Here is a 24,276-nt window from a genome sequence, read left to right as displayed (position 1 = left end):
AAGCCCGCTCCTACAAAACGGGCTTGCCCGCGATGAGGTCCACAACGACACCGCCAACCGCCCCCCATTCGAGACCGACATGAGCCTGACCATCACTCCCCTCAGCCCGGCCCTCGGCGCGCAGATCAGCGGCGTCGATCTGTCACGCGAAATCACCGATGCACAGCGCGACGCCATCGAGCAGGCGCTGCTCGAGCACCAGGTGCTGTTCTTCCGTGAGCAGTCGATCGACCCCGCCCAGCAGGCACGCTTCGCTGCGCGCTTCGGCGACCTGCACATCCACCCGATCTACCCCAACGTGCCGGAAACCCCGCAGGTGCTGATTCTCGACACCGCAGTCACCGACGTGCGCGACAACGCGATCTGGCACACCGACGTTACCTTCCTGCCGACCCCGGCACTGGGCGCGGTGCTCAGCGCCAAGCAACTGCCCGCCTACGGCGGTGACACCTTGTGGGCCAGCGGCATCGCCGCGTTCGAAGCCTTGTCGGCGCCACTGCGCACCCTGCTCGATGGCCTCACGGCCACCCACGATTTCACCAAGTCATTCCCGCTCGAGCGCTTCGGCACCACCGCTCAGGACCTGGAGCGCTGGGAAGCCACCCGCCGCAACAACCCACCGCTGTCGCACCCTGTGGTGCGCACCCATCCGGTGAGCGGGCGCAAGGCATTGTTCGTCAACGAAGGGTTCACCACGCGGATCAACGAACTTGCCGACCACGAGAGCGAGGCGCTGCTCAAGCTGCTGTTCGCCCATGCCACACGGCCGGAATTCAGCATTCGCTGGCGCTGGCAGGAGAATGACGTGGCGTTCTGGGACAACCGCGTGACCCAGCATTACGCGGTGGATGACTACCGGCCGCAGCGACGGGTGATGCATCGCGCGACGATTCTCGGCGACGCGCCGTTCTGAAACCATTCGCGGGCAAGTCGGAGCGCCGACTTGCCCGCAAATGGAGGCGCCGCGCCTTACCTGACCAGATGCAGGAACTGCATGTGCCGCTCGTACTGGTCGAGGATGTCGTTGATGATCTGCTCCTTGCTGTACCCGACCAGGTCATAGTTCTGGCTGCCTTCGGCCAGGTGCACTTCGGCGCGGTAGTAGCGGCGGTTCTTCAACTCCTGCGTGCCCAGCCCACCCAGTGCGAACGATGGGGTGAAGTAGCCACGCATCTGCACCTGGTAGATGAACGGCTGCTCCTCGCCATGGCCGATCTTCAGGCTGACGTTGTCGTGGCTCGGGTCGTCCTGGGTGATCAGCACCAGGCCCTTCTGCTCGAACACCTCGGTCACGTCGGCAATCGCCGGGCGCACCACGTCATCCATGAAGCGGTACACCTCGTCACGTGACGGGAAATGCACGGCCTGGCTCAAGCGCTGGCGCCAGCCACCGCGTCCGCGGCGGGACTGAGCGAACGGTGCCAGCGAGTGCATCTGCGCGATCTGCCGCTGGCTCTCCAGATAGAACGCCTTGTGCAAGCCCCACATCATGCACAGCAAGATCAGCGAGAACGGCAAGGACGTCAGCACCACGGCCGACTTGAGCGAATCGATGCTGCCGGCGAACAGCAAGCCGCTGGTGACCAGCGCCGTCATCGCGCCCCAGAAGATCCGCAGCCAGTTCGGCCCGTCTTCGTCAGCGTCGCCGCCCTTGGCAGACAGCGTCGACAGCACCACGGTGCCGGAGTCGGCGGAGGTGACGAAGAACACGAAGCTGATGAACACCGTGACGGCGATCACCGTCTTGCTCCAGGGGTAGGTTTCCAGCAGCAGGTACAGGCTCATCGACGGGTTGTCCAACGCCGACTGCCCCAGCGCGGTCATCCCATGGTTGATCACCTGGTCCAGCGCACTGTTACCGAAGATCGACATCCACGCCAGGGTGAAGCCCAGCGGAATCAGCAGCACACCGAAGACGAATTCGCGAATGGTGCGCCCACGCGAGATGCGCGCGATGAACAGCCCGACGAAGGGCGCCCAGGCAATCCACCAGGCCCAGTAGAACACCGTCCAGCCGCCCAGCCAGTCGCGGTTCTCGCCATAGGCATACACGTCGAAGCTCTTGCGCGGCAGGGCGCCGAGATAGTCACCGAGGTTCTGGATCAGGGTGTTGAACAGGTGTTGCGTGGGCCCGGCGAAGAGCACGAACAGCAGCAGCGCGCAGGCCAGGAACAGGTTGATGTCGCTCATCACCCGCACGCCCTTCTCTACTCCGGCGACCGCCACGGCCACCGCAGCGCCCATCATCAGGGTGATGAGCAGCACCTGCACCCACTGGCTGTGGTCGATGCCGAACAGGTAGTCCAGGCCGGCGTTCAGGTGCAACACGCCAAAGCCCATGTCCGCGCCCAGGCCGAACACCGTGGCGATGATGCCGAAGCCGTCCACCGCATAGCCGATCGGCCCGTTGATGCGCTTGCCGATCAGCGGGTACAGCGCCGAGCGCAGTGCCAGCGGCAGGTTGTGGCGGTAGGCGAAATACGCCAGGGCCATGCCGACGAAGGCGAACACGCCCCAACCATGCAGGCCCCAGTGCAGGAACAGGATCTGCATCGCCTGGCGCCCGGCCTCGGCCGTGCCCGCCTCGCCCTGGGGCGGCTGGAGCATGTGGGTCAGGGGTTCGGAAACGCAGAAGAAGAACAGCGTGATGCTGATACCGGCAGCGAACAGCATGCCGGCCCAGGACAGGTAGCTGAACTCGGGCTCGTCATGGTCGGCGCCGAGCTTGATCTTGCCGTAGCCGGACACTGCGGTGACCACCACGAACACCAGATACAAGGTCATGGCCAGCATGTAGTACCAGCCGACCGTGTTGGCCGCCCAGTTCTGTGCAGCCAGCAACCAGTCGCCCGCCGCTTGCGGGTTGGCGATGACCACCAGGCCGAAGATGAGGATGAAACTTGCCGCGAAGTAGAACACCGGGGGGTTCATGCGGATCTTGCCATTGGCAAGGGAAGGCGTCGGTGCACTCATGAAACGGGCACCTCTACAGTAGTGAAAAGGCTCGGATTGAACGGGTTCAGCAAAGGGAATCCTCCTGTTGAACACCGGCAGCGGACCAGCGTTTTAATTTGAACAAGCGTTCAAGTTAAACATGGATCGGATTTCAATGCGACCTGTGGTCGCTGGCGGGCGACCAATTGACCTTTGCGCTTTGCCAGCAGTTCCGGCCCTATCGCGGGACAAGCCCGCTCCACTCTGTGGGAGCGGGCTCGTCCCGCGATAAGGCCCGCCGGGCCTACCTCACTGTTTGTCCTGGCAATCGAGCTGCAGGTTCGCCTGGGTGATGTTGCTCTCGGCCGGCACGCTGCGGGTCAGCCAGACATTGCCGCCAATGGTCGAGCCCTTGCCGATGGTGATCCGCCCCAGAATGGTCGCACCGGCATAGATGACCACGTCGTCCTCGACGATCGGGTGGCGCGCCAGCCCCTTGTGCAGGGTGCCCGACTCGTCCGACGGGAAGCGCTTGGCGCCAAGGGTCACGGCCTGGTAGATACGCACGCGCTCGCCGATGATCGCCGTCTCACCGATCACCACGCCCGTGCCATGGTCGATGAAGAAGCTCTGGCCGATCTGTGCGCCGGGATGGATGTCGATACCGGTGGCCGAATGCGCCAGCTCCGAGCTGATGCGCGCCAGCAGCGGCAGCCCGGCCTGGTAGAGGTAGTGCGCCAGGCGGTGGTGAATGATCGCCAGGATGCCGGGATAGCACAGCAGCACCTCATCGACGCTGCGCGCCGCTGGGTCGCCGTGGTAGGCCGCCAGCACGTCGGTGTCGAGCAGTACGCGCAACCCCGGCAAGGCTTTGGCAAAGCCTTGGATCAGGCCCAGTGCGTGGGCATCGACATCCTTGGGCTCGACCTCGGTATTGCCGTGCCGCGCGGCGTAGCGCAGTTCCAGGCGCGCCTGGGCGAGCAGTGCGGTCAGCGCCGCATCCAGAGTGTGGCCGACGTAGAAGTCCTCGCTCTCCTCACGCAGGTCCACAGGCCCCAGGCGCATGGGAAACAACGCCCCACAGAGTTGCTCGAGAATCTCGCGCATCGCCTCGCGCGAGGGCAGTTCGCGTCCGCCCTGCTTGTTGCTGCAACGGCCGTTGCGGCTGCGCCACTGGTCACGGGCCTGGCGCAGTTCGCTGACGATGCCCGGCAATTGCCAATGGCCGGTCGATGGATGTTCGCTCACGGTGTTCTCCTGGCTTGCGGCGATGTCGGAAAAGTAGGGCCGCAACTTGTAGGAATTACTCTACGGCAAATTCTTCCCTTGGAAAAAACAACGCTTTATTCCATCCTGCACTAAGTCGGGCATAAGCAGCGATGACGGGGGCCAGGTTCACGGCTACCCTCAACACTGCCCTTCAGGGACGAAATAACTGAAAGGAATAATAGATAATTTTTTATTATTTCCTGAACTATAAAGCCCACCCTATAGTCGCCACCCACTACTTAAAACAAAGCGCGGGGACAGCCATGACCAAATTCACCAAACCACTTCTCAACGCCAGCCTGGCCATCCTGCTGGGCACCGGTCTGTTCAGCCACGCCTTCGCGGGTGAGCAGCTCAAGACCATCCAGGAAAAAGGCGTGATCAACGTCGGCCTGGAAGGCACCTACCCACCCTTCAGCTTCGTCGACGAAAACGGCAAGCTGACCGGTTTCGAAGTGGAACTCTCCGAACTGCTGGCCAAGGAGCTGGGCGTCAAGGCCAAGGTCCAGCCAACCAAGTGGGACGGCATCCTCGCCGCGCTCGAATCCAAGCGCCTGGACGTGGTGATCAACCAGGTCACCATCTCCGAAGAGCGCAAGAAAAAGTACGACTTCTCCGAGCCCTACACCATCTCCGGCATCCAGGCGCTGATCCTGAAGAAGAAGGCCGAGCAGCTGAACATCAAGACCGCGCAGGACCTGGCGGGCAAGAAGGTCGGTGTGGGCCTGGGCACCAACTACGAGCAGTGGGTCAAGCAGGACGTCCCCAAGGCCGACGTGCGTACCTATGAAGACGATCCGAGCAAGTTCGCCGACCTGCGCAACGGCCGTATCGACGCCATCCTGATCGACCGCCTGGCCGCCCTGGAATACGCCCAGAAGGCCAAGGACACTCAACTTGCCGGCGAAGCCTTCTCGCGCCTGGAAAGCGGCGTGGCCCTGCGCAAGGGCGAGCCGGAACTGCTCGCGGCAGTGAACAAGGCGCTGGACAAGCTCAAGGCTGACGGCACCCTGGCCAAGCTGTCCGAGAAATACTTCGGTGCCGACGTCACCAAATGATCTCTGAAAGCCTGCAACTCGTAATCGACTCTACGCCCTTCCTGCTCAAGGGCGCGGGTTACACGGTACTGCTCAGTGTCGGCGGCATGTTCTTCGGCCTGGTGCTGGGCTTTGCCCTGGCACTGATGCGTCTGTCGAAGATCCTGCCGCTGGACTGGCTGGCGCGGATCTACGTGTCGTTCTTCCGCGGCACGCCACTGCTGGTGCAACTGTTCGTGATCTACTTCGGCATGCCGCAGATCGGCATCGAACTCGATCCGATCCCCGCCTCGCTGATCGGCCTGTCGCTGAACATGGCGGCGTACATCTGCGAAATCCTGCGCGCGGCGATCTCCTCGATCGACCGCGGCCAGTGGGAAGCCGCCGCCAGCATCGGCATGACCCGAACCCAGGCCATGCGCCGGGCGATCCTGCCCCAGGCCATGCGCACCGCCTTGCCGCCGCTGGGCAACAGCTTCATCTCGCTGGTCAAGGATACCGCCCTGGCGGCGACCATCCAGGTGCCAGAGCTGTTCCGCCAGGCGCAGTTGATCACCGCACGGACCTTCGAAGTCTTCACCATGTACCTGGCCGTGGCCGTCATCTACTGGATTCTCTGCAGTATCCTGGCGCACTTCCAGAACCGCATGGAAGCGCGGGTCAACCAGCATGACCAGGAGCACTGAAGATGATCGTAGTAGAAGGCCTGACCAAGCAGTTCAAGGGCCAGACCGTACTCAAGGGCATCGACCTGACGGTCGAGGCCGGTGAAGTCGTCGCCATCATCGGCCCCAGTGGCTCGGGCAAGACCACCTTCCTGCGCTGCCTGAACCTGCTGGAAACGCCCGATGCCGGGAAGATCCGCATCGGCGATATCGACATCGATGCCGACCGCCCGCTCGGCGGCCAGCAAAGCGCGATCCGCCGTCTGCGCCAGCAGGCCGGGTTCGTGTTCCAGAACTTCAACCTGTTCCCCCACCGCACCGCCCTGGAGAACGTCATCGAAGGGCCGGTGATCGTCAAGAAGACCCCGCGCAGCCAAGCGCTGGAGCTGGGTCGCAAGCTGCTCGCCAAGGTCGGCCTGGCCGGCAAGGAAGACGCCTATCCACGGCGCCTGTCCGGCGGCCAGCAGCAGCGCGTGGCTATCGCCCGCGCGCTTGCGATGGAGCCTGAAGTGATCCTCTTCGACGAACCGACCTCCGCGCTCGACCCCGAGCTGGTCGGCGAAGTGCTGGCGACCATACGTGGCCTGGCCGAAGAGAAGCGCACCATGATCATCGTCACCCACGAGATGAGCTTTGCACGTGATGTGGCGAACCGGGTGATCTTCTTCGACAAGGGCGTGATCGTCGAACAGGGCGAGGCCAAGGCGCTGTTCGCCAATCCGAAGGAAGAGCGTACCCGGCAGTTCCTGCGCAAGTTCCTCGGGACCACTGCTTCGCAAGACTGAAAAGCTCGGCTGGATTCTTCGCGGGCAAGTCCCCCTCCCACAGGAGCCGCACCGGTGCTCAAGCCCGTGCGGTTCTCTGTGGGAGCGAGCCTTGCCCGCGAAGAGGCCGGCACATCCAGGCAAATGCCTCTCTTCTATTCATATTCCAAAGAGTTAGTTCATAAACTTTTTATAAGCACATAAGGTATATAGACCGGACCACCGGACCCGCACACATCCGTCGCGACCAGCTGTAGCGACGCATCTACTTCGTGAGGTTCAGGAATGGTCAGGAACACAATCACCCCAGTGCGTAACGCCAGGGCATTGAGTGCAGCCAAGGAGCGGCACTGATGTCCAGCCAACCCAACACCCAATTCCACAGCGACATCGACAGCTCGCCCCTGCTACTGCCGGCCAAGGTGCTGCGCAATGACACCGAGGCCCTGCAAGCGGCCCGCGAACTGGCCGAAACCGCACGTCAGCAGGCCTCGCGCCGCGACCAGCAACGCAAGCTGCCGTGGGCCGAGATCGAGCTGTTCACCCGCTCGGGGCTTGGCAGCATCAGCGTGCCCAAGGCCCATGGCGGCCCGGAGGTGTCGTTCGCCACCATCGCCGAAGTCTTTCGCCTGATCAGCGCCGCCGACCCGGCGCTGGGGCAGATCCCACAGAATCAGTTCGGCCTGCTGCACCTGCTGCGCCTGACCGCCAGCGAGGCGCAGCAGGCGCTGATCTTCCGCTCGGTGCTGGACGGCTGGCGCATCGGCAACGCCGGCCCCGAACGCAGCACCAAAGACACCTTGACCCTCAAGGCACGCATCACCCGCGATGGCGACACCTACCGCATCAGCGGCGAGAAGTTCTACTCCACCGGCGCCCTGTTCGCCCATTGGGTGGCAGTCAAGGCCCTGGACGACGAAGGTCGCCAGCGCCTGGCCTTCGTCCGCCGCGGCAGCCCGGGGTTGCGCATCGTCGACGACTGGTCCGGCTTCGGCCAGCGCACCACCGCCAGCGGCACGGTACTGCTCGACCAGGTGCCGGTGGACGCGGACCTGGTGATCGACAACTGGCGCCAGGCCGACCAGCCCAATATCCAGGGCGCAGTCTCGCAACTGATCCAGGCTGCCATCGACGCCGGGATCGCCGAAGCGGCCATCGAGGACGCCATCGCCTTCGTGCGTGACAAGTCGCGGCCGTGGATCGATGCCAAGGTCGAGCGTGCCAGTGACGACCTCTATGTGATCGCCGACATCGGCCGCCTCAAGCTTGAGTTGCACGCCGCCGAAGCCCTGTTGCGCAAGGCCGCGCAGGTGCTGGACGAGGTCAATGCGGCGCCCATCGACGCTGCGGCGGCGGCACGCGCCTCGATTGCCGTGGCCGAGGCCAAGGTGCTCACCACCGAGATTTCGCTGCAGGCCAGCGAGAAGCTGCTCGAGCTTGCCGGCAGCCGCGCGACACTCGCCGAATTCAACCTCGACCGCCACTGGCGCAACGCCCGGGTGCACACGCTGCACGACCCGGTGCGCTGGAAGTACCACGCGGTCGGCGCCTACTACCTCAACGGCACGCTGCCTGCGCGGCATTCCTGGATCTGACTTGAGGGCCTTTCGCGGGCAAGCCCCGGAGAACAACATGACCACATCCCTGATCAGCAGCGACGCCCAGGCCCTTGCCGTCGCCGAAGACATCGCCCGGCAACTGCACCGCGACAGCGCCCTGCGCGACCGCGAACGCCGCCTGCCACACGCTGAACTGGAGCTGTTCACCCGCTCCGGTCTGTGGGCCATCACCGTACCCAAGGCCTTCGGTGGCGCCGAAGTGTCGAACGTCACCCTGGCCAAGGTCATCGCCCGCATCGCCCAGGCCGACGCTTCGCTCGGGCAGATTCCGCAGAACCACTTCTACGCCCTCGAAGTGCTGCGCGTGAACGGCACCCCCGAACAACAGCAGCGTCTCTACGCCGAGGTGCTGGCCGGCAAGCGCTTCGGCAACGCCCTGGCCGAACTCGGCACCAGGACCTCCAGCGACCGCACCACCCGCCTGACCCGCGACGACGGCGGCTACCGCATCAACGGCCGCAAGTTCTACGCCACCGGCGCGATCTATGCCCAGCGCATCCCTACCTCGGTGGTCGATGACGAGGGCGTGCAGCAACTGGCGTTCGTGCCCGCCGACAGCCCCGGTGTGCAAGTGATCGACGACTGGAGCGGCTTCGGCCAACGCACCACCGGCAGCGGTTCGGTGCTGTTCGACAATGTCCGTGTCGAGGCTGCCGATGTGGTGCCCTTCCAGGCCGCGTTCGAGCGCCCGACCACCGTCGGCCCCTTGGCGCAGATTCTCCACGCCGCCATCGACACCGGCATCGCTCGCGCCGCAGTCGAGGACGCCCTGCACTTCGTGCGCAACCACAGCCGCCCATGGATCGACGCGGGCGTCGACCAGGCTTCGGCCGACCCACTGACACTCAACAGCTTCGGCCGCCTGAGCATCCGCCTGCACGCCGCCGAAGCGCTGCTCGAACGGGCCGGTGAAATCCTCGACCAGGCCCAGCGCGACAGCAACGCCAGCAACGTGGCCGCCGCCTCCATCGCCGTCGCCGAGGTCCGCGCGATCAGCACCGAGATCTCCCTGGCCGCTGCCAGCACCCTGTTCGAGCTGGCCGGAAGCCGCGCCACCCTGGCCGAGCACAACCTCGACCGCCACTGGCGCAACGCCCGGGTGCACACGCTGCACGACCCGGTGCGCTGGAAGTACCACGCGATCGGCAACTACTACCTCAACGGCGAAAACCCACCGCTGCGAGGGACCATCTGATGAGCAAGCAGATCCTGCTCAACGCCTTCAACATGAACTGCATTGGCCATATCAACCATGGCCTGTGGACCCATCCGCGCGACACATCGACCCGCTACAAGGATATCGAGTACTGGACCGACCTCGCCCGCCTGCTGGAGCGCGGGCTGTTCGACGGGCTGTTCATCGCCGACATCGTCGGCACCTACGACATCTACGGCGACTCGGTCGATGTCACGCTCAAGGAGTCGATCCAGCTACCGGTAAACGATCCGCTGCTGCTGGTCTCGGCCATGGCTGCGGTGACCCGCAACCTGGGCTTCGGCCTGACTGCCAACCTCACCTACGAGCCGCCTTATCTGTTCGCGCGCCGGCTCTCGACCCTCGATCACCTGAGCAAGGGCCGGGTCGGCTGGAACATCGTCACCGGCTACCTCGACAGCGCGGCCCGTGCCATGGGCCTGGAACAGCAGCCCGAGCACGACCGACGCTACGACCAGGCCGACGAATACCTGCAGGTGCTGTACAAGCTGCTCGAAGGCAGCTGGGCGGACGATGCCGTGGTCGAAGACCGCAAGCAGCGCGTCTATGCCCAGCCCGACAAGGTGCGCAAGGTCGAGCACCGAGGCGAATTCTACAAGGTCGAGGGCTATCACCTGTGCGAGCCCTCGCCGCAGCGCACACCGGTGCTGTTCCAGGCAGGCAGCTCGGCCCGCGGCCTGGCATTTGCCGGCAACCACGCCGAGTGCGTGTTCATCGGCGGCCAGACCCACTCAGGCACCAGTGCCCAGGTCGACAAGGTGCGCGCGGCCGCCCTCGCCGCAGGCCGCGATCCTCAGGCAATCAAGGTGTTCATGGGCATCACCGTGATCGTCGCCCCCACCGAGGAGCAGGCCCGCGCCAAGCACGCCGAGTATTTGCGCCACGCCAGTGCTGAAGCGGGTGTGGCGCACTTTGCCGCCTCCACCGGCATCGACTTCGCCGCCTTCGCCCTCGACGAGCCGATCAACGCAGGCCAGGGCAACGCAATCCAGTCCGCCACCAAGCTCCTGCAGGACAACGCCTGGACCCGCCGCCGCCTGCTGGAACAACACGCCCTGGGCGGACGCTACGTGACCCTGGTCGGCGCGCCCGAACAGGTCGCCGAGCAACTGATCGGCTGGATCGACGAGACCGGCCTGGACGGCTTCAACCTGGCACGCACCGTCACCCCGGAAAGCTACGAAGACTTCATCGACCTGGTGGTCCCCGAACTGCAACGCCGCGGCCGCTACAAGACCGCCTACGCCGACGGCAGCCTGCGCCAGAAGCTGTTCGCCAGCCCCAGCGCGCACCTGCCCGCCGACCATCCCGGCAGCACCTATCGCACCCCGACCAACGCCCCGACCGGAGCCCCGCACCATGCTTGAGAAACTCTATCCGCCCGTCGCGGCCGCCCTGCTGTCCCTGGGCCTTGCCGGCGCCGCGCTGGCCGCCGAACCGCTGAAGATCGGCACCACGGCCGCCTTCGCCATTCCGCTGGAGGCGGCCGTGGCAGAAGCGCACAAGCAAGGCCTGGAGGTGAAGCTGATCGAGTTCAGCGACTGGATCGCCCCCAACGTCAGCCTCAACAGCGGCGACATCGACGTGAACTACTTCCAGCACATCCCGTTCCTGGAGAACGCCAAGGCCGCGGCAGGCTTCAATCTGGTGCCCTATGCACCGGGGATCATCAACAACGTGGGCCTGTATTCGAAGAAGTACAAAAGCTTCGCCGAACTGCCCGAAGGCGCCAGCGTGGCCATCGCCAACGACCCGATCAACAGCGGCCGCGGCCTGCAGCTTCTGGCCAAGGCCGGGTTGATCACCCTCAAGCCTGGCGTGGGTTACAAGGCCACCGAAGATGACATCGTCGCCAACCCGAAGAAGCTGAGGATTCTTCAGGTCGAGGCCGTGCAACTGGTGCGTGCCTACGACGATGCCGACCTGGTACAGGGCTACCCGGCCTACATCCGCCTGGCCAACAGCTTCGATGCCACCTCGGCGCTGCTGTTCGACGGCCTGGAGAACAAGGAATACGTGATCCAGTTCGTGATCCGCCCACAAAGCAAGGACGACCCACGCCTGGCCAAATTCGTCGATATCTACCAACATTCGCCGGCCGTGCGTGAAGCCCTGAACAAGGCCCACGGCAGTCTGTACCAGGCCGGCTGGGAGGGCTGAGATGAGCAGCGCCAGCGCCCTCAGGGCGCCCGTCCCTCAAGTTACACCCGCCCCGGCGCGCGAGCAGGTACTGCGCCCGGAGGTGAACGAGGCCCATGTCCGCTTCATCGGGTTGGGCAAGACCTACCCCGGCCAGTCACACCCGGCGCTGCACGGCATCGACCTGAACATCCGCCGCGGCGAGATCTTCGGCATCATCGGCCGCAGCGGCGCCGGCAAGTCGTCGCTGCTGCGCACCATCAACCGCCTGGAGCAACCCAGCGAAGGGCGCGTGCTGATCGACCAGGTCGATATCGCACCGTTCGACGAGGACCGCCTGGTGTCGCTGCGCCGACGCATCGGCATGATCTTCCAGCACTTCAACCTGATGTCGGCCAAGACCGTGTGGCAGAACGTCGAGCTCCCCTTGAAGGTGGCTGGCGTGGCCAAGGCCGAGCGCCAGCGTAAAGTGCACGAGCTGCTGGAGCTGGTGGGCCTGGAGCAGAAGCACCATGTCTATCCGGCGCAGCTGTCCGGCGGTCAGAAACAGCGCGTCGGCATTGCCCGCGCGCTGGTGCACGATCCGCAGATCCTGCTGTGCGACGAAGCGACCTCGGCACTGGACCCTGAAACCACCGCCTCGATCCTCGAGCTGCTGCGCGACATCAACCGGCGCCTGGGCCTGACCATCGTGCTGATCACCCACGAGATGGCAGTGATCCGTGACATCTGCCAGCGCGTGGTGGTGCTCGAACGTGGCGAGGTGGTCGAACAAGGCGAAGTCTGGCAGGTGTTCGGCGCGCCGCGCCACGAGGTGACCCGCACCTTGCTCGCGCCCTTGCAGGCCAAGCTGCCCGCAACCTTGCAGGCCAACCTGCGGGCGCAACCGGTCAGCCAGGACACTGCCGTGGTGTTGCGCCTGCAACTGGTCGGCGAGCCGGAGCTGTCGGCATTGTTCGTCGATCTTGGTGGGCGTGTGCGCCTGCTCCAAGGGGGTGTCGAGACCATTGGCGAGCACGCCCTGGGCCAACTGGTCCTGGCCGTACGCGGCTCAGGGCTCGGGGCTCATCAACTGCTCGAGCGCGCCCGGCGCTGGGCTGCAGACGTGGAGGTGCTGGGTTATGTGGACTGAACGCCTGCTGCAAGGCCTGATCGATACCCTGCTGATGGTGGGGGTGTCTTCGTTGATCGCCCTGCTGGTGGGGATTCCGATGGCGGTGCTGCTGGTCACCAGCGGCAAGGGCGGCATCTACGAAGCGCCGCTGCTCAACCGCGTGCTGGGCGCCTTCGTCAACCTGTTCCGCTCGATTCCCTTCCTGATCCTGATGGTGGCGTTGATCCCCTTTACCCGGCTGATCGTCGGTACCACCTATGGCGTCTGGGCGGCCGTGGTGCCGTTGACCATCGCGGCCACGCCGTTCTTCGCCCGGATCGCCGAAGTCAGCCTGCGCGAGGTCGACCATGACTTGATCGAAGCCGCGCAGGCCATGGGCTGCCGACGCTGGCACATCATCTGGCATGTGCTGCTGCCTGAAGCGCTGCCAGGGATCGTCGGCGGCTTCACCATAACCCTGGTGACCATGATCAACTCCTCGGCGATGGCCGGTGCGATCGGTGCCGGTGGCCTCGGGGACATCGCCTACCGCTATGGGTACCAGCGCTTCGACAGCCAGATCATGCTGACGGTGATCGTCATGCTGGTGGCCCTGGTGGCGGTGATCCAGCTGGGTGGCGACCGGTTGGCCAAAGGCTTGAACAAGCGCTGACCGGAAGCCGGGCCCGCCCCTACAACCAGCGCAGGTTCTCGGCCGCCACGGGCCGTCCGAACCAGTAGCCCTGCCCCAGGTCGCACTGCTGCTCCAGCAGCAGTCGCGCCTGCTCGGCCTGCTCGATCCCCTCGGCATGCACCTGCATCCCCATGCTGCGCGCCAGGGCGATGATCACCCGCACGATGGCGATGTCATCTTCGTCATGGGGCAATCCGGCGACGAAGCCCTGGTCGATCTTCAGCTTCTGCACCGGTAGGCGCTTGAGCCGCAACAGCGACGAATAGCCCGTGCCGAAATCGTCGATCGCCAGGCGCAAGCCCAGCTCACGCAGACGGTGCAACTGCTCCAGTGCCACCTCCGGGTCTTCCATCACCGCGCTTTCGGTGACTTCCAGCTCCAGCAGCGCCGGGTCCAGGCCGGTCTCGTCCAGCACCTCGGCCACTTGTCGATACAGGGCGCGCTGGCCGAACAGGCGACTCGACAGATTCACCGCGACGAAATCCAGCACTCGCCCCTCGGCTTGCCACTGCACCATCTGCCGGCAGGCCTGGCGCAGCACCCAGGCATCGATATCGACGATCAACCCGGTGCGTTCGGCAATCGGGATGAACTCGCCCGGCGGCACCAGGCCGCGCTCGGGATGCTGCCAGCGCACTAGGGCCTCGACCCCGACCATGCTCCCGGTGAACAGGTCGTGCACCGGCTGGTAGAACACCCGCAGCTCTTCCTGGGCCAGGGCCCGGCGCAGCTCACCGGCGGTCTCGACGCGATGCTGGGCGTGGGCGGTGAGTTCTTCGGTGTACAGCGCATAGCAGGCGCGACCGTTGCTCTTGGCCTTGAACAGCGCCGAGTCGGCATTGCGCAACAGTTGCTCGGCGCTCAGCGCGTCGCTGGGGAACAGGCTGATGCCGATGCTCGCACCGATGAACAGGTGCTGCCCTTCGAACGCGAACGGCTGGCCCAGGCGCTCGAGGATGCCCTGGGCAGTGGTCGCCGCCTGCGCAACCTGCTGGCACCCTTCGAGCAGTACGGCGAACTCGTCGCCACCCAGCCGCGCCAGGGTCACGCCGCTACCCAACTGCTCTCGCAAACGCTCGCCCACCAGCTTGAGCAACTGGTCGCCAATGGTGTGGCCCAGGCTGTCGTTGATGCTCTGGAAGTGGTCGAGGTCGAGCAGCAGCAAGGCGCAGCCGCGCTTGTTCGCCTGGGCCGCTGCCAGCGCCTGCTCGGCACGGTCGTTGAACAGCAGCCGGTTGGGCAGGCCGGTCAAGGGGTCGTGGTGAGCGAGGTAGGCCAGCTCTTCCTCGGAATTCTTGATCGCACTGATGTCGCTGAACACCGCGACGTAGTGACTCAGCTCGCCGCTGTCATCGCGAATCGCGCAGATCGTCTGCCATTGCGGATAGATCTCGCCGCTTTTGCGGCGATTCCAGATTTCTCCGCTCCACTCGCCCTTTTCGGCCAGGGCCGCGTAGATCTGCTGGTAGAAGGGCGCGCCATGGCGGCCCGACTTGAACTTGCTCGGGCGCTGGCCCAGCACTTCGTCCTGGTGGTAACCGGTGATGCGCATGAAGGCCCGGTTCACATGCACGATCAGGCCGTTGCGATCGGTCACCAGTACACCTTCCAGGGTACTGTCGAAGACCGCTGCCGCCATGCGCAGGCGTTCGCGGTCCTCGCTGCGCAGACGCGCACCGACGCCGATGAAGTTGAGCAGCCGCGCCCGTGACACGAAGATCAGCAAGGCACTGAGCAGCACCCAGACCACCACGTTGATCTGCCGCCCGACGGTCAGCGCCAGGTCGTTGTCGGTCATGCCGCGCAACACCCACTCCGACAGCACCAGCCAGAGGAACGACAACACAACGTAGAGCGCAGCCATGCGCAAGGCGTCGCGAACAGAAACAGACATGTCGGGTGCATCAGTCCATGGAAGATAATGGCGCAGTATAAAGGTTGAAACATGCCGTGACTTTAAATCCGGGCTCATAAATAAGTCGCGGTCCCCGCCTCCCTGGCCCCGTCCAGCCTGCCTCGGCGACGCCCTCGCCGACGGCAAGGTGACCGGTGGCGACGATCCTGGCGCAAGCGCGACTGGTTTTATTTCACCGTCAAGGGATAATGCGCCCGTTGTTTCCCCTGTTTTCCCGAGGGTCTTTCCAACTATGTGGTACAACGGTCTGCTCGACCTGTCGGCCTGGCAACTGGTCGCGGTCACCCTGCTGATGACCCATGTGACCATCGTCAGCGTCACGATCTACCTGCATCGCTACTCGGCGCACCGCTCCCTGGAGCTCAATGCCGGGCTCAAGCATTTCTTCCGTTTCTGGCTGTGGCTGACCACGGCGCAGAACACCCGCGAATGGACTGCGGTGCACCGCAAGCACCACGCCAAGTGCGAAACCCCCGACGACCCGCACAGCCCGGTGTACAAGGGCTTGGGCACGGTCCTGCGCAAAGGCGCGGAGCTGTACCGGGAAGAGGCGCGCAACGAGGAAACCCTGCGCATCTACGGCAAGAACTGCCCGGATGACTGGATCGAGCGCAACCTCTACTCGCGCTACAAACTGGGCGGCATCGTCCTGATGGCCGTGCTCGACCTGCTGCTGTTCGGCACCATCGGCATCACCATCTGGGCCATCCAGATGATGTGGATTCCGTTCTGGGCCGCCGGCGTGGTCAATGGCCTGGGCCATGCGGTCGGCTATCGCAACTTCGAATGCCGCGACGCCGCCACCAACCTGGTGCCCTGGGGCATCATCATCGGCGGCGAAGAGCTGCACAACAACCACCACACCTACCCCAATTCGGCCAAGCTGTCGGTGCGCCGCTGGGAGTTCGACATGGGCTGGATGTGGATTCGCCTGCTGTGCCTGCTGCGCCTGGCCAAGGTGCAGCGCGTGGCGCCGATCGCCCATCGGGTCGAAGGCAAGGCCTCGCTGGACATGGACACCGCCATGGCGATCCTCAACAACCGCTTCCAGATCATGGCCCAGTACCGCAAGCTGGTGATCGGCCCGCTGGTCAAGCAGGAGCTGGAAAAGGTCGACACCTCGGTGCGCCACCACTTCCGTCGCGCCAAGCGCCTGCTGTCACGCGAGACCAGCCTGCTGCAGGATCGCCATCACGTACGCATCGAATCGATGCTGACGCACAGCCAGACGCTCAAGATCATCTACGAGAAGCGCCTGGCGCTGCAGCAGATCTGGGCACGCACCAGCGCCAACGGCCACGACATGCTGGCCGCCATGAAAGACTGGGTGCACGAGGCCGAAGCCAGTGGTATCCAGTCGCTGCGGGACTTCGCCGCGCAGCTCAAGACCTACTCCCTGCGTCCTACCGGCGCCTGACTGCCGTTGATCGGCATGCCCCGCCCAAGGGGCATGCCGACCGGAACTTCACCCCCCCGCTCGACTCAAAATCGGCATATCGCCCGCGTGGCGGGCCGGGTCGTGGCCGCACGCACATTCGTCGAGAACCGATCCGTGCACATGGCCAAAGAACGTCATCCTCCGATCCAGACCGGTCCACCCCGCCCTGAAGCTGCCCAGACCCTGCTCGCCCTGCTGCATGCGCAGGGTGAAGTGGCGCGTCTGAGCGAGCGCGAGCAGCTCTACAGTTCCCTGCTCGACAGCGTCAACGCCGTGCTCTGGGCCTTCGACTGGGAAACCCGCCAGGTGCTTTACGTCAGCCCCGCCTACGAGCGTATTTTTGGCCGCCCGGCCAGCCTGGTGATGGCCGACTACAACGAATGGCGCGACGCAATCCACCCCGACGACCTCGACTACGCCGAGCGCAGCCTGGCCCAGGTACTGCTCCAGGGCACCGTCGAGGACCGCGAATACCGCATCATCAACGGCGCAGGCGAAGTGCGCTGGCTCAGCGACAAGTGCTACATCAACCAGCAGCGCGAAGGCGAACGGGTGATCATCGTCGGCATTGCCGAGGACATCACCGAGAAGAAACAGCTCGAAGGCGAATTGCAACGCCTTGCCACCACCGACGTCCTGACCCAGAGCAGCAACCGCCGACACTTCTTCGACTGTGCCCAGCAGGCGTTCGACCGCGCCCGCGAAGACGGCACGCCAATGGCCTTCCTGCTGCTGGACATCGACGACTTCAAGCACATCAACGACAGCTATGGGCATCCAGAGGGCGATCAGGTGCTGCAGCGCATCGCCGACACCGGCAAGGCGGCGCTGCGCCGGGGCGATCTGTTCGGGCGTATTGGCGGCGAGGAATTCGCGGCGGTGTTCCCAGGCTGCACGGCACAGGTCGCCGAACAGATCGCCCAACGCCTGCAGCGGGAGATCCAGCGCCTGAGCTTCACCTACGGCCAGCAGACCTACGGCGTGACCGTAAGCCAGGGGCTGACCGAACTGAGCGAGCAGGATACCGGCCTGGAAAACCTGTTCGCCCGCGCCGACGCAGCGATGTACCAGGCCAAGCGCCAGGGCAAGAACCAGATCGTGCGCGGGTGACCGACAGCGCTCAAGGTTTGGCCGCGGTGCTGCCTTCGTCGGTATCCGGGGCCTGAGGCACCTCTTCCACAACCTCGGCTTCAACGCTCGCTGCATCGACCTCAGGCGTTGTGACCACCACCGGCGGCGCGGGCGGCTCGCGCAGGCGATTGAGCTCAGGCAGGCCAAGCTTGAGCAGGCGTGCAGTCTTGCTGCTGGCGATCTTCTCGTTGCCCTGGGTCGGCAACGCCCGTGACAACTGGCCGGCCAGGTTCATCGCCAGGATCTCTCGCGAATATACGCCACCGCCCAACTGGTAGATCGCAGCGATCAGCTCGCGCAGGTCCAGCGGCAGGCGCCAGCGGGTGCGCAGGGCCGAGCCGAACGGTGCGCCAAACTCATTGAGCGACAACTGCACCTGGTCTTCGTCCAGCGCGCCACCGGCCAGACGCCACTCCTGCAGAGTGCGCAGCACCGCCAGGTCCCCCAGGCAATGCAACAGGCCCGCGCAGTAGCAGCGCTCCTGGTCCAGCTCGAGCATGCGCGCCAAAGTACGCGCGAATTCGGCGGTGTGTAGCGAGATGTTCCAGAAGCGTGCGGCATGCTGTGCCAGCAGCGGGTCGCTCAGGCGTGCGCTGCGCTTCAGCGTCAGGCCCAGGATCAGGTTCATGCTCTGGGTGCTGCCCAACTTGTTCAGCGCCTGCAGCAGGGTCTGCACCGGCGCATCGCTATGCATGGCGGCACTGTTGGCTGCGGCGATGAGCACACCGGTGATCTGCGGGTCACTGCGCACTTCCTCTTCCAGCACCCGCAGGTTCAGGCCCTGGGGGTTGAGCGCGCGCTTGATCGCCAGTTGCACATCGGCAAACAGCGGGCCGCCATCGGCGGTAGCCCGGCGCTGCTCGAGGTAGGCCGGCAGGCTGGCCCCCGGCTCAAGGGGCGGCACCGGGCAGGCAATCTGCTCGCCGACTTCGAGCAACAGGTTTTCCAGGCGCTTGCGCAGGTTGTCCAGGTCCAGCGGTTTGCTCAGGTAGGCGGTGGGGTGCAGTGGCAGCGCTTCTTTCACACTGGCGCTGTCAGTGCGTTCGCTCATGAGGATGAACGGCAGGCCAGGCTTGTCGCTCTTGGCGCGCACCTTGCGCAGCAGATCGAGGCCATCGACACCGGACAGCTCACGGGCGGCGATGATCAGGTCGGGCTTGCTCGACAGCGCCGTCAGGGCCTGGGAGCCATCGGCACAGACCTCCAACCGGGCATCGCAGCGCACGCTGAGCAGCATCTCGCGAAGCATGTCGCGTACCCAGGGATCGCTCTCGGCGATCAGCACGCGGGGTGGGAGGGGGTCTGCAGCGCTCATGGGCAACTCCTGAATAATCCTGACACGCAGTCCATCGCGGCTTCCAAACACGTCCATCGGTTAACCATAGCGCCACCTGCCGTGAATTGGCACAAAAAAACCCGCGATGGCATGCAGTTCACAGTTTGTTCATCTTCGTCGCAGCATCCGTGCACGCATTAACTACCACCTCGCCCGGCCCCTGACCGGCTCTAGTGATGCCCCCATCACAACGCCGTACAGCAAGCACGGCCAGCGAGGAAGTCATGACGCTCGACCTTTCATCCACCACGCAACAAGCCCTTTCGACCCTGCGCACCCGCATCGATCAACGCCTTGGACAGTCCCCCTCGCTTGAGAGCATGGGGCTGGCCAATCTGGACCAGGCATTGACAGACGCAGAAGCTGCGAGCATCGAGCTGGCGATCAGGAGCGCCGTGCACGCTTACTGGGAGTCGCTCGAAAAACCCTCGATGACGAGGCGCCAGTGTCACATCGAGGATATCGAGGCCACGCTGCGCCAATTGCTCGACATCCAGATCGCCGCCGGCAGGATTCACCCGACCTACGCCACCTGCCTGCCCGCTTCGCTTGATCAGAATGGCCTGGCCATCAGCACCCTGAGCCTCAAGCTCGAGGCAGGCCGCACAGCTACACTGCATGGCTGCCTGATGTTCAGCCTGGACAGCGGCCCGACCCTCGTGTGGATCGCTGGCCGCCAATGGGCCGCCTTCGCCACGCGCGACCTGGCGCTTGCCGCGCTGACGGCGCTGGTGAACCAGCCGGTGGCCGGGGCCAGCATCACCGATACCCTGACCCGCGCGCAGCGCCTCGCGATGACCCAGGCATCGGCAGTGCACCCCTACGAACAGCGCCACTGGGTGATCAAACCCGTACAGCGCAAGGCCTTTGCAGAGCTGCATCGACAACTGCGCAGCCTGCAGCTGCACGATATCAAGTACGCCTTGCGGGTCGAGCCGGTGCCTGGTGAATCCCGCTCCGGACGCGTCGAGGATGCGCTGCGCCTGCCGCTTGCTCTCGGACCGAGCAGCGCTCTCGACGCCACCCTCGACGAGGCGCTCAAGACACCGCCCAAAGCACCCCACTGGCTGCGATACGCGCCAGAGGACCAGGCCAATCAATGCCTGAAGGCACTCCAGGAATACGACCACGCTCGTGCCGCCATGCTCAGTGCGCTGGGCGGCTGCGACAGCATCGAAAGCTTCGCCGCGACTCATCTGCGCAGCAGTATCGCCAACGACCTGGGCCTGGATCTGGACCCCGAGCAGATCATGCTGGTGACCAAGCGCACGCTGCCCGAAACCGCCACCCCCTATGAAATCCGGCGCAGCCTTGTGCACCTGGCTTTGCAGGGGCTGCACGATGGCGACGACCAGCCGGCCTCGGAATTCATCGCCGCCACACGCTTCGAACAACAAGACCGGCCACTGCCTGACGCGTACGCCACACTCACGCCTGCCTATGTCTGCAAGCTGATCGAAACACTGGCGCTGCACGGCAAGTTCGCCCCCGCTCAGATAGCCGCACACAAGCAGGACACCAACCGGTCGCTGATGAACACCGCGCTCTTGCAGCAGATCGCGGCCCAGGCCTGGTGCGCACGCCTGCAGGGCCAGATCACGCCCGAAGACCAGCAGACGCTGGCAACCTTCGTCGCAGGAAGCGGCACGGGCTATGACAGGTTGTCCAGTGCCAACCTGCTCCTGGCCGACCAGTACCTGCTGAGCGACGCGCTGCTGGTGCGCCAGGAAGACGCCGAGGGCGGCCTGCAGCGTCTGCTGCTGTGCTGCCCGCATCATCCGCACAAGCCGGTGCAGGGTTTCGACAGCGAACGGCAGTTGCTCGTCGAGGTGGTGGGCTGGTTCGCTGAGGCGGACTCCCAGGCCTACCTGCTGCAGAACGTGATAGCCCAGCAGCGCACCTCGTTCGCCGCCCTGATCAGTCAGATCGCCGACAAGCCACTCCCGCAAACACAGCAACAACCCACCAGCACCGACACGCAGGCCTGGAACACCTGGTACCTGGATATCAGCAAGCAGCGCGAGCGGATCCCTACCCCGCAAAAGCCCTACGAGCAATTCATGACGCTGGTGCGCTTCACGGGCCAGGAAGGGGTCAAAGCCCTGACCCAGAACCGCATCGAGGTTGCCGAGGCCAACACAGCCGCGCACGAGCCCGCCTGGTTACAATCGGCCAGTGCCTCCCAGCGTGGCCAGCTGACACGCCTGGAGGACCAGATCCAGGCTGCAGAGCAGCAGTATGCCAAGGCCAGGCATGCGCAACTGCCGGACTTCGAGGCGTATGTCCATGCCCAGGCCCAGGACAAGCTCAAGCAGTTGCTCGGGAACAACGACGAGCGTGTCGATCCGGACCGCGTGATCATCAAGTCACCCAGGGAGACCTTGACCTACACCCAATTGCTGCGCAACGGCTATGACGACAGCCTGGGCCTGCTTACGGCCACAGCCGATACCACGGCGACCTTCGAAGGCCCACCCGGGGTCGATCTGTCGGCGCTGACGCCACAATCGGTCACCGGCTCCATACGCGGTCAGTGGGTATCCGACCGCTACGTCAGACTGATCGAGGAAACCCTGCTCTCGCCCAGACACACCGGCTACGCCTGGCGCCGTCGGCAGAGCGTGTTGATCGTGCAACTGCAGATGCAACTGGCGGCGCTGCGCAGCCTCCTGCAAGGGCATCTGGACGCCGACCAGCACACCTGGGTGCTGGCGAGCATCCAGAGCATGCACCGGACTGCCGACACCGAGCGTCAGCGCCATGCGTTCTACCGATTGGTGGTGCGTATCGACAACGAATTCCTGGCCAGCGAGCCGACAATCGGCAGGTTGTTCAACGAGCTGTACCGGATCATGGACAAGACTCCGCCCTACCGCGAAGAAATCATCCACGGTTGCTACCTGCTCAAATCGCCGGCAGGGCACCCTTCGCAGACGCTGCTCTACACGCCCGCGGCAGCAGACGGCATCGACTTCCGGCCCTTCAGCAGCTTCGTCCAGTCGCTCAACACCCCGGGCATGGCCGACTACTACAAGGACCGCAGTCGCAGACAAGCCGGGCAACTGCTGGCCTTCCTGTTCAAGGACCTGCGCGAGGGCGGCCCGAGCCCGGTACCAAGCGTACCCGAAGCCCCCGCGGACGACCTGCGCATCCTGTGCTATGACGACGGGCTGCGCCAACGCATCGTCGATGTGCGCGATGTCACCAAGGGCCGCGCCGATATGATCGCGAGCATCGTCTGGAACACACTGGAAACGGTGACCCAGATCGTGACGCTGCCCTTCCCGCCTGCTGCATTCGCAGTGGGCGCCGCACTTGCCCTGCGCGACTATGTCGCTGCACTGAGCGCATTCATCAACCGCGATGCCGGCACCGCAAGCCTTTACCTGTTGTCTTCGCTGCTCAACGGCGCAGGCGCCTATGGCGACCTGGCGCACGGCATGAAAGGCTTTGGTGGCCTGCTGCGCAATGCCGAGCGGCTGCCCAGCCAACCACGGCGCTGGGCAGACACGAAGGCGACAGTGCTCGGCCTCACCGAGCGTGAGCTCACGCCCGTCGAACTGAAGGGCCAGTCGGTACTGCTCGGGCCTCCTTCCGCACAGGGATTGGCGCGGGTAGCCAGGCGTAACGCAAGCGGTGAACTGATCGACACCGGACGTTACGCCCGGCAGGACAAGCTCGGGGACTGGACCCCGGTGGAGCATGCGGACAACGCTGCATTCCAGCTTGCCCCCGACAAGCACGCCGTCGCCATCTCGCTGGAAGGTGGCACACCGGCCAGTGGCGCACACGCGCAAGGCATCACGCTGGTCAATGGCCGCCCCTACGTACAGATCGACGCCCAGGTGTTCCAGGTGCAATTCGATCCGCACACCGCACAGTGGTCGATCATCGACCCGGACAATCCATTCGCCTTTTTCGGGCGCCAGCCATTGGCACGCCAGGCCGATGGCACCTGGAAACGCGTCGACAGTGGCGGGTTGCGTGGTGGCAGCCCTGGTGACAACGGCCAGGCAACCACGCCAAGGCCTGTGACAACGCCTGACACCGTCACCCCACCCGCGGCCGGTGCTGACAACGTGGTCAGCCTGCGCAGTGAACGCTCGAGCTTCTGGGATACCCACATGAAAGAGGATGCGGCGCAAAGCGAACTGCTCTCGAACCAGGCCCAGGCCCGTCATCGCGCATTGCTGGACGATGCCGATATCGCCCGCCTGGAAGATGGCGAAAGTGCGCGCATGGATGAGCATGACTTCGAGTACCTGCAAACCGAGGAAGGTATTACCTACACCTACAAGGAAGACGAAGATTACGTAAACCGCCTCGTCGGCAACTACACGGATGAAGACTCACAGATCAACAGCTATCTGCGCCGTGGGGTGCATGAGTTCGCGTTCTGCGACTCGGACACCTTCGTCGACAAGCTGGTGGACTCGCTGGAAACCCTGCCCAAGAGCAACACAGTCGCTCTGTACCGCGGAGGCAACGGATCGAGAGGCACCTCGGGCGAGCACTTTCGCAGTGGGAGACTCAAGAAAGGCGATGTGCTGGTCAACTCGGACCTGACGTCCTTTACCGAGAATCCTTACGTGATACGTGCTTTCGCCAGCGATGAGCTCTCCTCGCCGGACATCGTCGTGGGTGCGTTCGACGACACATCAGTGGTCTTCGAAGTCCCTGCGGGCCAATACCACAGCGGAGTGCCCATAGCCCCCCTGTCATGGACAAAAACAGAGGCGGAAACCCTGTTCCCGCCAGGGTGCCGTTTCGAGATCGAAGACATCGGCGAGGTGGTGGGTGACGACTTCCGCTTCGTCAATGTGAAGCTCAAGGAGATCCCGAGCACAACGCCCGTAGTGCATCCGGTCTATGACCTGCGCACTGGCAACCCATTCAAGCGCGACGAGTACGCCGCCATGCTCAAGAACGACGACCTGGTCGAACGCTTCTTCCCGGCTGCCGACTGGACACCTCCCAGCCCTTCGAACACCTGAACCTCAGGTTGAAAAAAAAAGGCCCCGGAAAA

Annotated in this window: 17 protein-coding genes; 13 read left to right on the top strand and 4 right to left on the bottom strand. The window is 64.5% G+C overall.

Features of this window, described 5'->3' with window-relative positions; translation table 11 throughout:
* The first annotated feature begins 79 nt into the window (after window positions 1-79).
* Complete coding sequence (tauD, locus tag HU729_RS18900; RefSeq protein ID WP_186667409.1) at window positions 80-913, top strand: taurine dioxygenase; 834 nt, start codon at window positions 80-82, stop codon at window positions 911-913.
* Between the two features lie 56 nt (window positions 914-969).
* Here tauD and betT read toward each other — a convergent pair whose 3' ends face one another.
* Entirely contained in the window at window positions 970-2,931 is a 1,962-nt protein-coding gene (gene betT, locus HU729_RS18895; RefSeq protein WP_186667576.1) for a choline transporter BetT, read from the bottom strand.
* A 312-nt stretch (window positions 2,932-3,243) separates the two neighbouring features.
* The gene (gene epsC / locus HU729_RS18890) at window positions 3,244-4,182 is read right to left on the bottom strand and encodes a serine O-acetyltransferase EpsC (RefSeq protein WP_186667408.1); all 939 of its coding nucleotides are present in this window, start codon (window positions 4,180-4,182) and stop codon (window positions 3,244-3,246) included.
* A gap of 284 nt (window positions 4,183-4,466) precedes the next feature.
* Between epsC and tcyJ the strand changes: the two genes are divergently transcribed.
* The 9 genes from tcyJ to HU729_RS18845 all read left to right on the top strand — a co-directional run bounded on the left by tcyJ (window position 4,467) and on the right by HU729_RS18845 (window position 13,409).
* Entirely contained in the window at window positions 4,467-5,261 is a 795-nt protein-coding gene (tcyJ, locus tag HU729_RS18885; protein ID WP_054891655.1) for a cystine ABC transporter substrate-binding protein, read from the top strand.
* Window positions 5,258-5,926 (top strand): cystine ABC transporter permease, encoded by a 669-nt coding sequence (gene tcyL, locus HU729_RS18880; protein WP_054891654.1) that lies wholly within the window; start codon window positions 5,258-5,260, stop codon window positions 5,924-5,926. The genes tcyJ and tcyL overlap by 4 nt, the downstream gene beginning before the upstream one ends.
* A gap of 2 nt (window positions 5,927-5,928) precedes the next feature.
* A complete protein-coding gene (gene tcyN, locus HU729_RS18875) occupies window positions 5,929-6,690 on the top strand; it encodes an L-cystine ABC transporter ATP-binding protein TcyN (RefSeq protein WP_186711241.1) in 762 nt (253 codons plus the stop codon).
* Between the two features lie 332 nt (window positions 6,691-7,022).
* Window positions 7,023-8,264, top strand: a complete 1,242-nt coding sequence (locus tag HU729_RS18870) for an SfnB family sulfur acquisition oxidoreductase (protein WP_186711240.1) — start codon at window positions 7,023-7,025, stop codon at window positions 8,262-8,264.
* Between the two features lie 37 nt (window positions 8,265-8,301).
* Complete coding sequence (locus HU729_RS18865; protein ID WP_186711239.1) at window positions 8,302-9,483, top strand: SfnB family sulfur acquisition oxidoreductase; 1,182 nt, start codon at window positions 8,302-8,304, stop codon at window positions 9,481-9,483.
* A complete protein-coding gene (locus HU729_RS18860; RefSeq protein ID WP_186711238.1) occupies window positions 9,483-10,871 on the top strand; it encodes an LLM class flavin-dependent oxidoreductase in 1,389 nt (462 codons plus the stop codon). Before HU729_RS18865 ends, HU729_RS18860 begins: the two co-directional genes overlap by 1 nt.
* On the top strand, window positions 10,864-11,664 hold the full coding sequence (locus HU729_RS18855; RefSeq protein ID WP_186711237.1) for a MetQ/NlpA family ABC transporter substrate-binding protein: 801 nt from the start codon (window positions 10,864-10,866) through the stop codon (window positions 11,662-11,664). Before HU729_RS18860 ends, HU729_RS18855 begins: the two co-directional genes overlap by 8 nt.
* A 1-nt stretch (window position 11,665) precedes the next feature.
* Window positions 11,666-12,775 (top strand): ATP-binding cassette domain-containing protein, encoded by a 1,110-nt coding sequence (locus HU729_RS18850; RefSeq protein ID WP_186711236.1) that lies wholly within the window; start codon window positions 11,666-11,668, stop codon window positions 12,773-12,775.
* The gene (locus tag HU729_RS18845) at window positions 12,765-13,409 is read left to right on the top strand and encodes a methionine ABC transporter permease (protein WP_186711235.1); all 645 of its coding nucleotides are present in this window, start codon (window positions 12,765-12,767) and stop codon (window positions 13,407-13,409) included. The genes HU729_RS18850 and HU729_RS18845 overlap by 11 nt, the downstream gene beginning before the upstream one ends.
* Before the next feature lie 19 nt (window positions 13,410-13,428).
* Here the strand turns inward: HU729_RS18845 and dibA are convergent, their stop codons facing one another.
* Window positions 13,429-15,324 carry a phosphodiesterase DibA gene (gene dibA, locus HU729_RS18840; RefSeq protein WP_186711234.1) on the bottom strand — a complete coding sequence of 632 codons (1,896 nt, stop codon included), beginning with the start codon at window positions 15,322-15,324 and terminating at the stop codon, window positions 13,429-13,431.
* Window positions 15,325-15,577: 253 nt separating this feature from the next.
* Between dibA and desA the strand changes: the two genes are divergently transcribed.
* Window positions 15,578-16,762 carry a delta-9 fatty acid desaturase DesA gene (gene desA / locus HU729_RS18835; RefSeq protein WP_186667400.1) on the top strand — a complete coding sequence of 395 codons (1,185 nt, stop codon included), beginning with the start codon at window positions 15,578-15,580 and terminating at the stop codon, window positions 16,760-16,762.
* Between the two features lie 141 nt (window positions 16,763-16,903).
* Window positions 16,904-17,893: a sensor domain-containing diguanylate cyclase gene (locus HU729_RS18830; RefSeq protein ID WP_186711233.1), complete on the top strand. Its 990-nt coding sequence runs from the start codon at window positions 16,904-16,906 to the stop codon at window positions 17,891-17,893.
* Window positions 17,894-17,903: 10 nt separating this feature from the next.
* On the opposite strand, the gene HU729_RS18825 is transcribed toward HU729_RS18830, so the two are convergent.
* Complete coding sequence (locus tag HU729_RS18825; RefSeq protein WP_186711232.1) at window positions 17,904-19,229, bottom strand: response regulator; 1,326 nt, start codon at window positions 19,227-19,229, stop codon at window positions 17,904-17,906.
* Window positions 19,230-19,474: 245 nt separating this feature from the next.
* Here HU729_RS18825 and HU729_RS18820 point away from each other — a divergent pair, with 245 nt between their 5' ends.
* Window positions 19,475-24,244 (top strand): DUF6543 domain-containing protein, encoded by a 4,770-nt coding sequence (locus HU729_RS18820; protein ID WP_186711231.1) that lies wholly within the window; start codon window positions 19,475-19,477, stop codon window positions 24,242-24,244.
* Window positions 24,245-24,276 lie beyond the last annotated feature (32 nt).

This window comes from Pseudomonas sp. RW10S2, from assembly GCF_014268985.1.
GTDB lineage: Bacteria > Pseudomonadota > Gammaproteobacteria > Pseudomonadales > Pseudomonadaceae > Aquipseudomonas > Aquipseudomonas wayambapalatensis.
Note: the sequence above shows the minus strand (reverse complement) of the source record. Positions and strands in the feature narration are given on the sequence as shown.

What these genes read in the sequence shown, in the direction of transcription:
- tcyL (WP_054891654.1), top strand. Translation starts at nt 5,258, where the DNA reads ATGATCTCTGAAAGCCTGCAACTCGTAATCGACTCTACGCCCTTCCTG.
- desA (WP_186667400.1), top strand. Translation starts at nt 15,578, where the DNA reads ATGTGGTACAACGGTCTGCTCGACCTGTCGGCCTGGCAACTGGTCGCG.
- HU729_RS18860 (WP_186711238.1), top strand. Translation starts at nt 9,483, where the DNA reads ATGAGCAAGCAGATCCTGCTCAACGCCTTCAACATGAACTGCATTGGC.
- HU729_RS18870 (WP_186711240.1), top strand. Translation starts at nt 7,023, where the DNA reads ATGTCCAGCCAACCCAACACCCAATTCCACAGCGACATCGACAGCTCG.
- dibA (WP_186711234.1), bottom strand. Translation starts at nt 15,324, where the DNA reads ATGTCTGTTTCTGTTCGCGACGCCTTGCGCATGGCTGCGCTCTACGTT.
- HU729_RS18845 (WP_186711235.1), top strand. Translation starts at nt 12,765, where the DNA reads ATGTGGACTGAACGCCTGCTGCAAGGCCTGATCGATACCCTGCTGATG.
- HU729_RS18830 (WP_186711233.1), top strand. Translation starts at nt 16,904, where the DNA reads ATGGCCAAAGAACGTCATCCTCCGATCCAGACCGGTCCACCCCGCCCT.
- tcyJ (WP_054891655.1), top strand. Translation starts at nt 4,467, where the DNA reads ATGACCAAATTCACCAAACCACTTCTCAACGCCAGCCTGGCCATCCTG.
- tauD (WP_186667409.1), top strand. Translation starts at nt 80, where the DNA reads ATGAGCCTGACCATCACTCCCCTCAGCCCGGCCCTCGGCGCGCAGATC.
- HU729_RS18865 (WP_186711239.1), top strand. Translation starts at nt 8,302, where the DNA reads ATGACCACATCCCTGATCAGCAGCGACGCCCAGGCCCTTGCCGTCGCC.
- HU729_RS18820 (WP_186711231.1), top strand. Translation starts at nt 19,475, where the DNA reads ATGACGCTCGACCTTTCATCCACCACGCAACAAGCCCTTTCGACCCTG.
- HU729_RS18825 (WP_186711232.1), bottom strand. Translation starts at nt 19,229, where the DNA reads ATGAGCGCTGCAGACCCCCTCCCACCCCGCGTGCTGATCGCCGAGAGC.
- HU729_RS18850 (WP_186711236.1), top strand. Translation starts at nt 11,666, where the DNA reads ATGAGCAGCGCCAGCGCCCTCAGGGCGCCCGTCCCTCAAGTTACACCC.
- betT (WP_186667576.1), bottom strand. Translation starts at nt 2,931, where the DNA reads ATGAACCCCCCGGTGTTCTACTTCGCGGCAAGTTTCATCCTCATCTTC.
- tcyN (WP_186711241.1), top strand. Translation starts at nt 5,929, where the DNA reads ATGATCGTAGTAGAAGGCCTGACCAAGCAGTTCAAGGGCCAGACCGTA.
- HU729_RS18855 (WP_186711237.1), top strand. Translation starts at nt 10,864, where the DNA reads ATGCTTGAGAAACTCTATCCGCCCGTCGCGGCCGCCCTGCTGTCCCTG.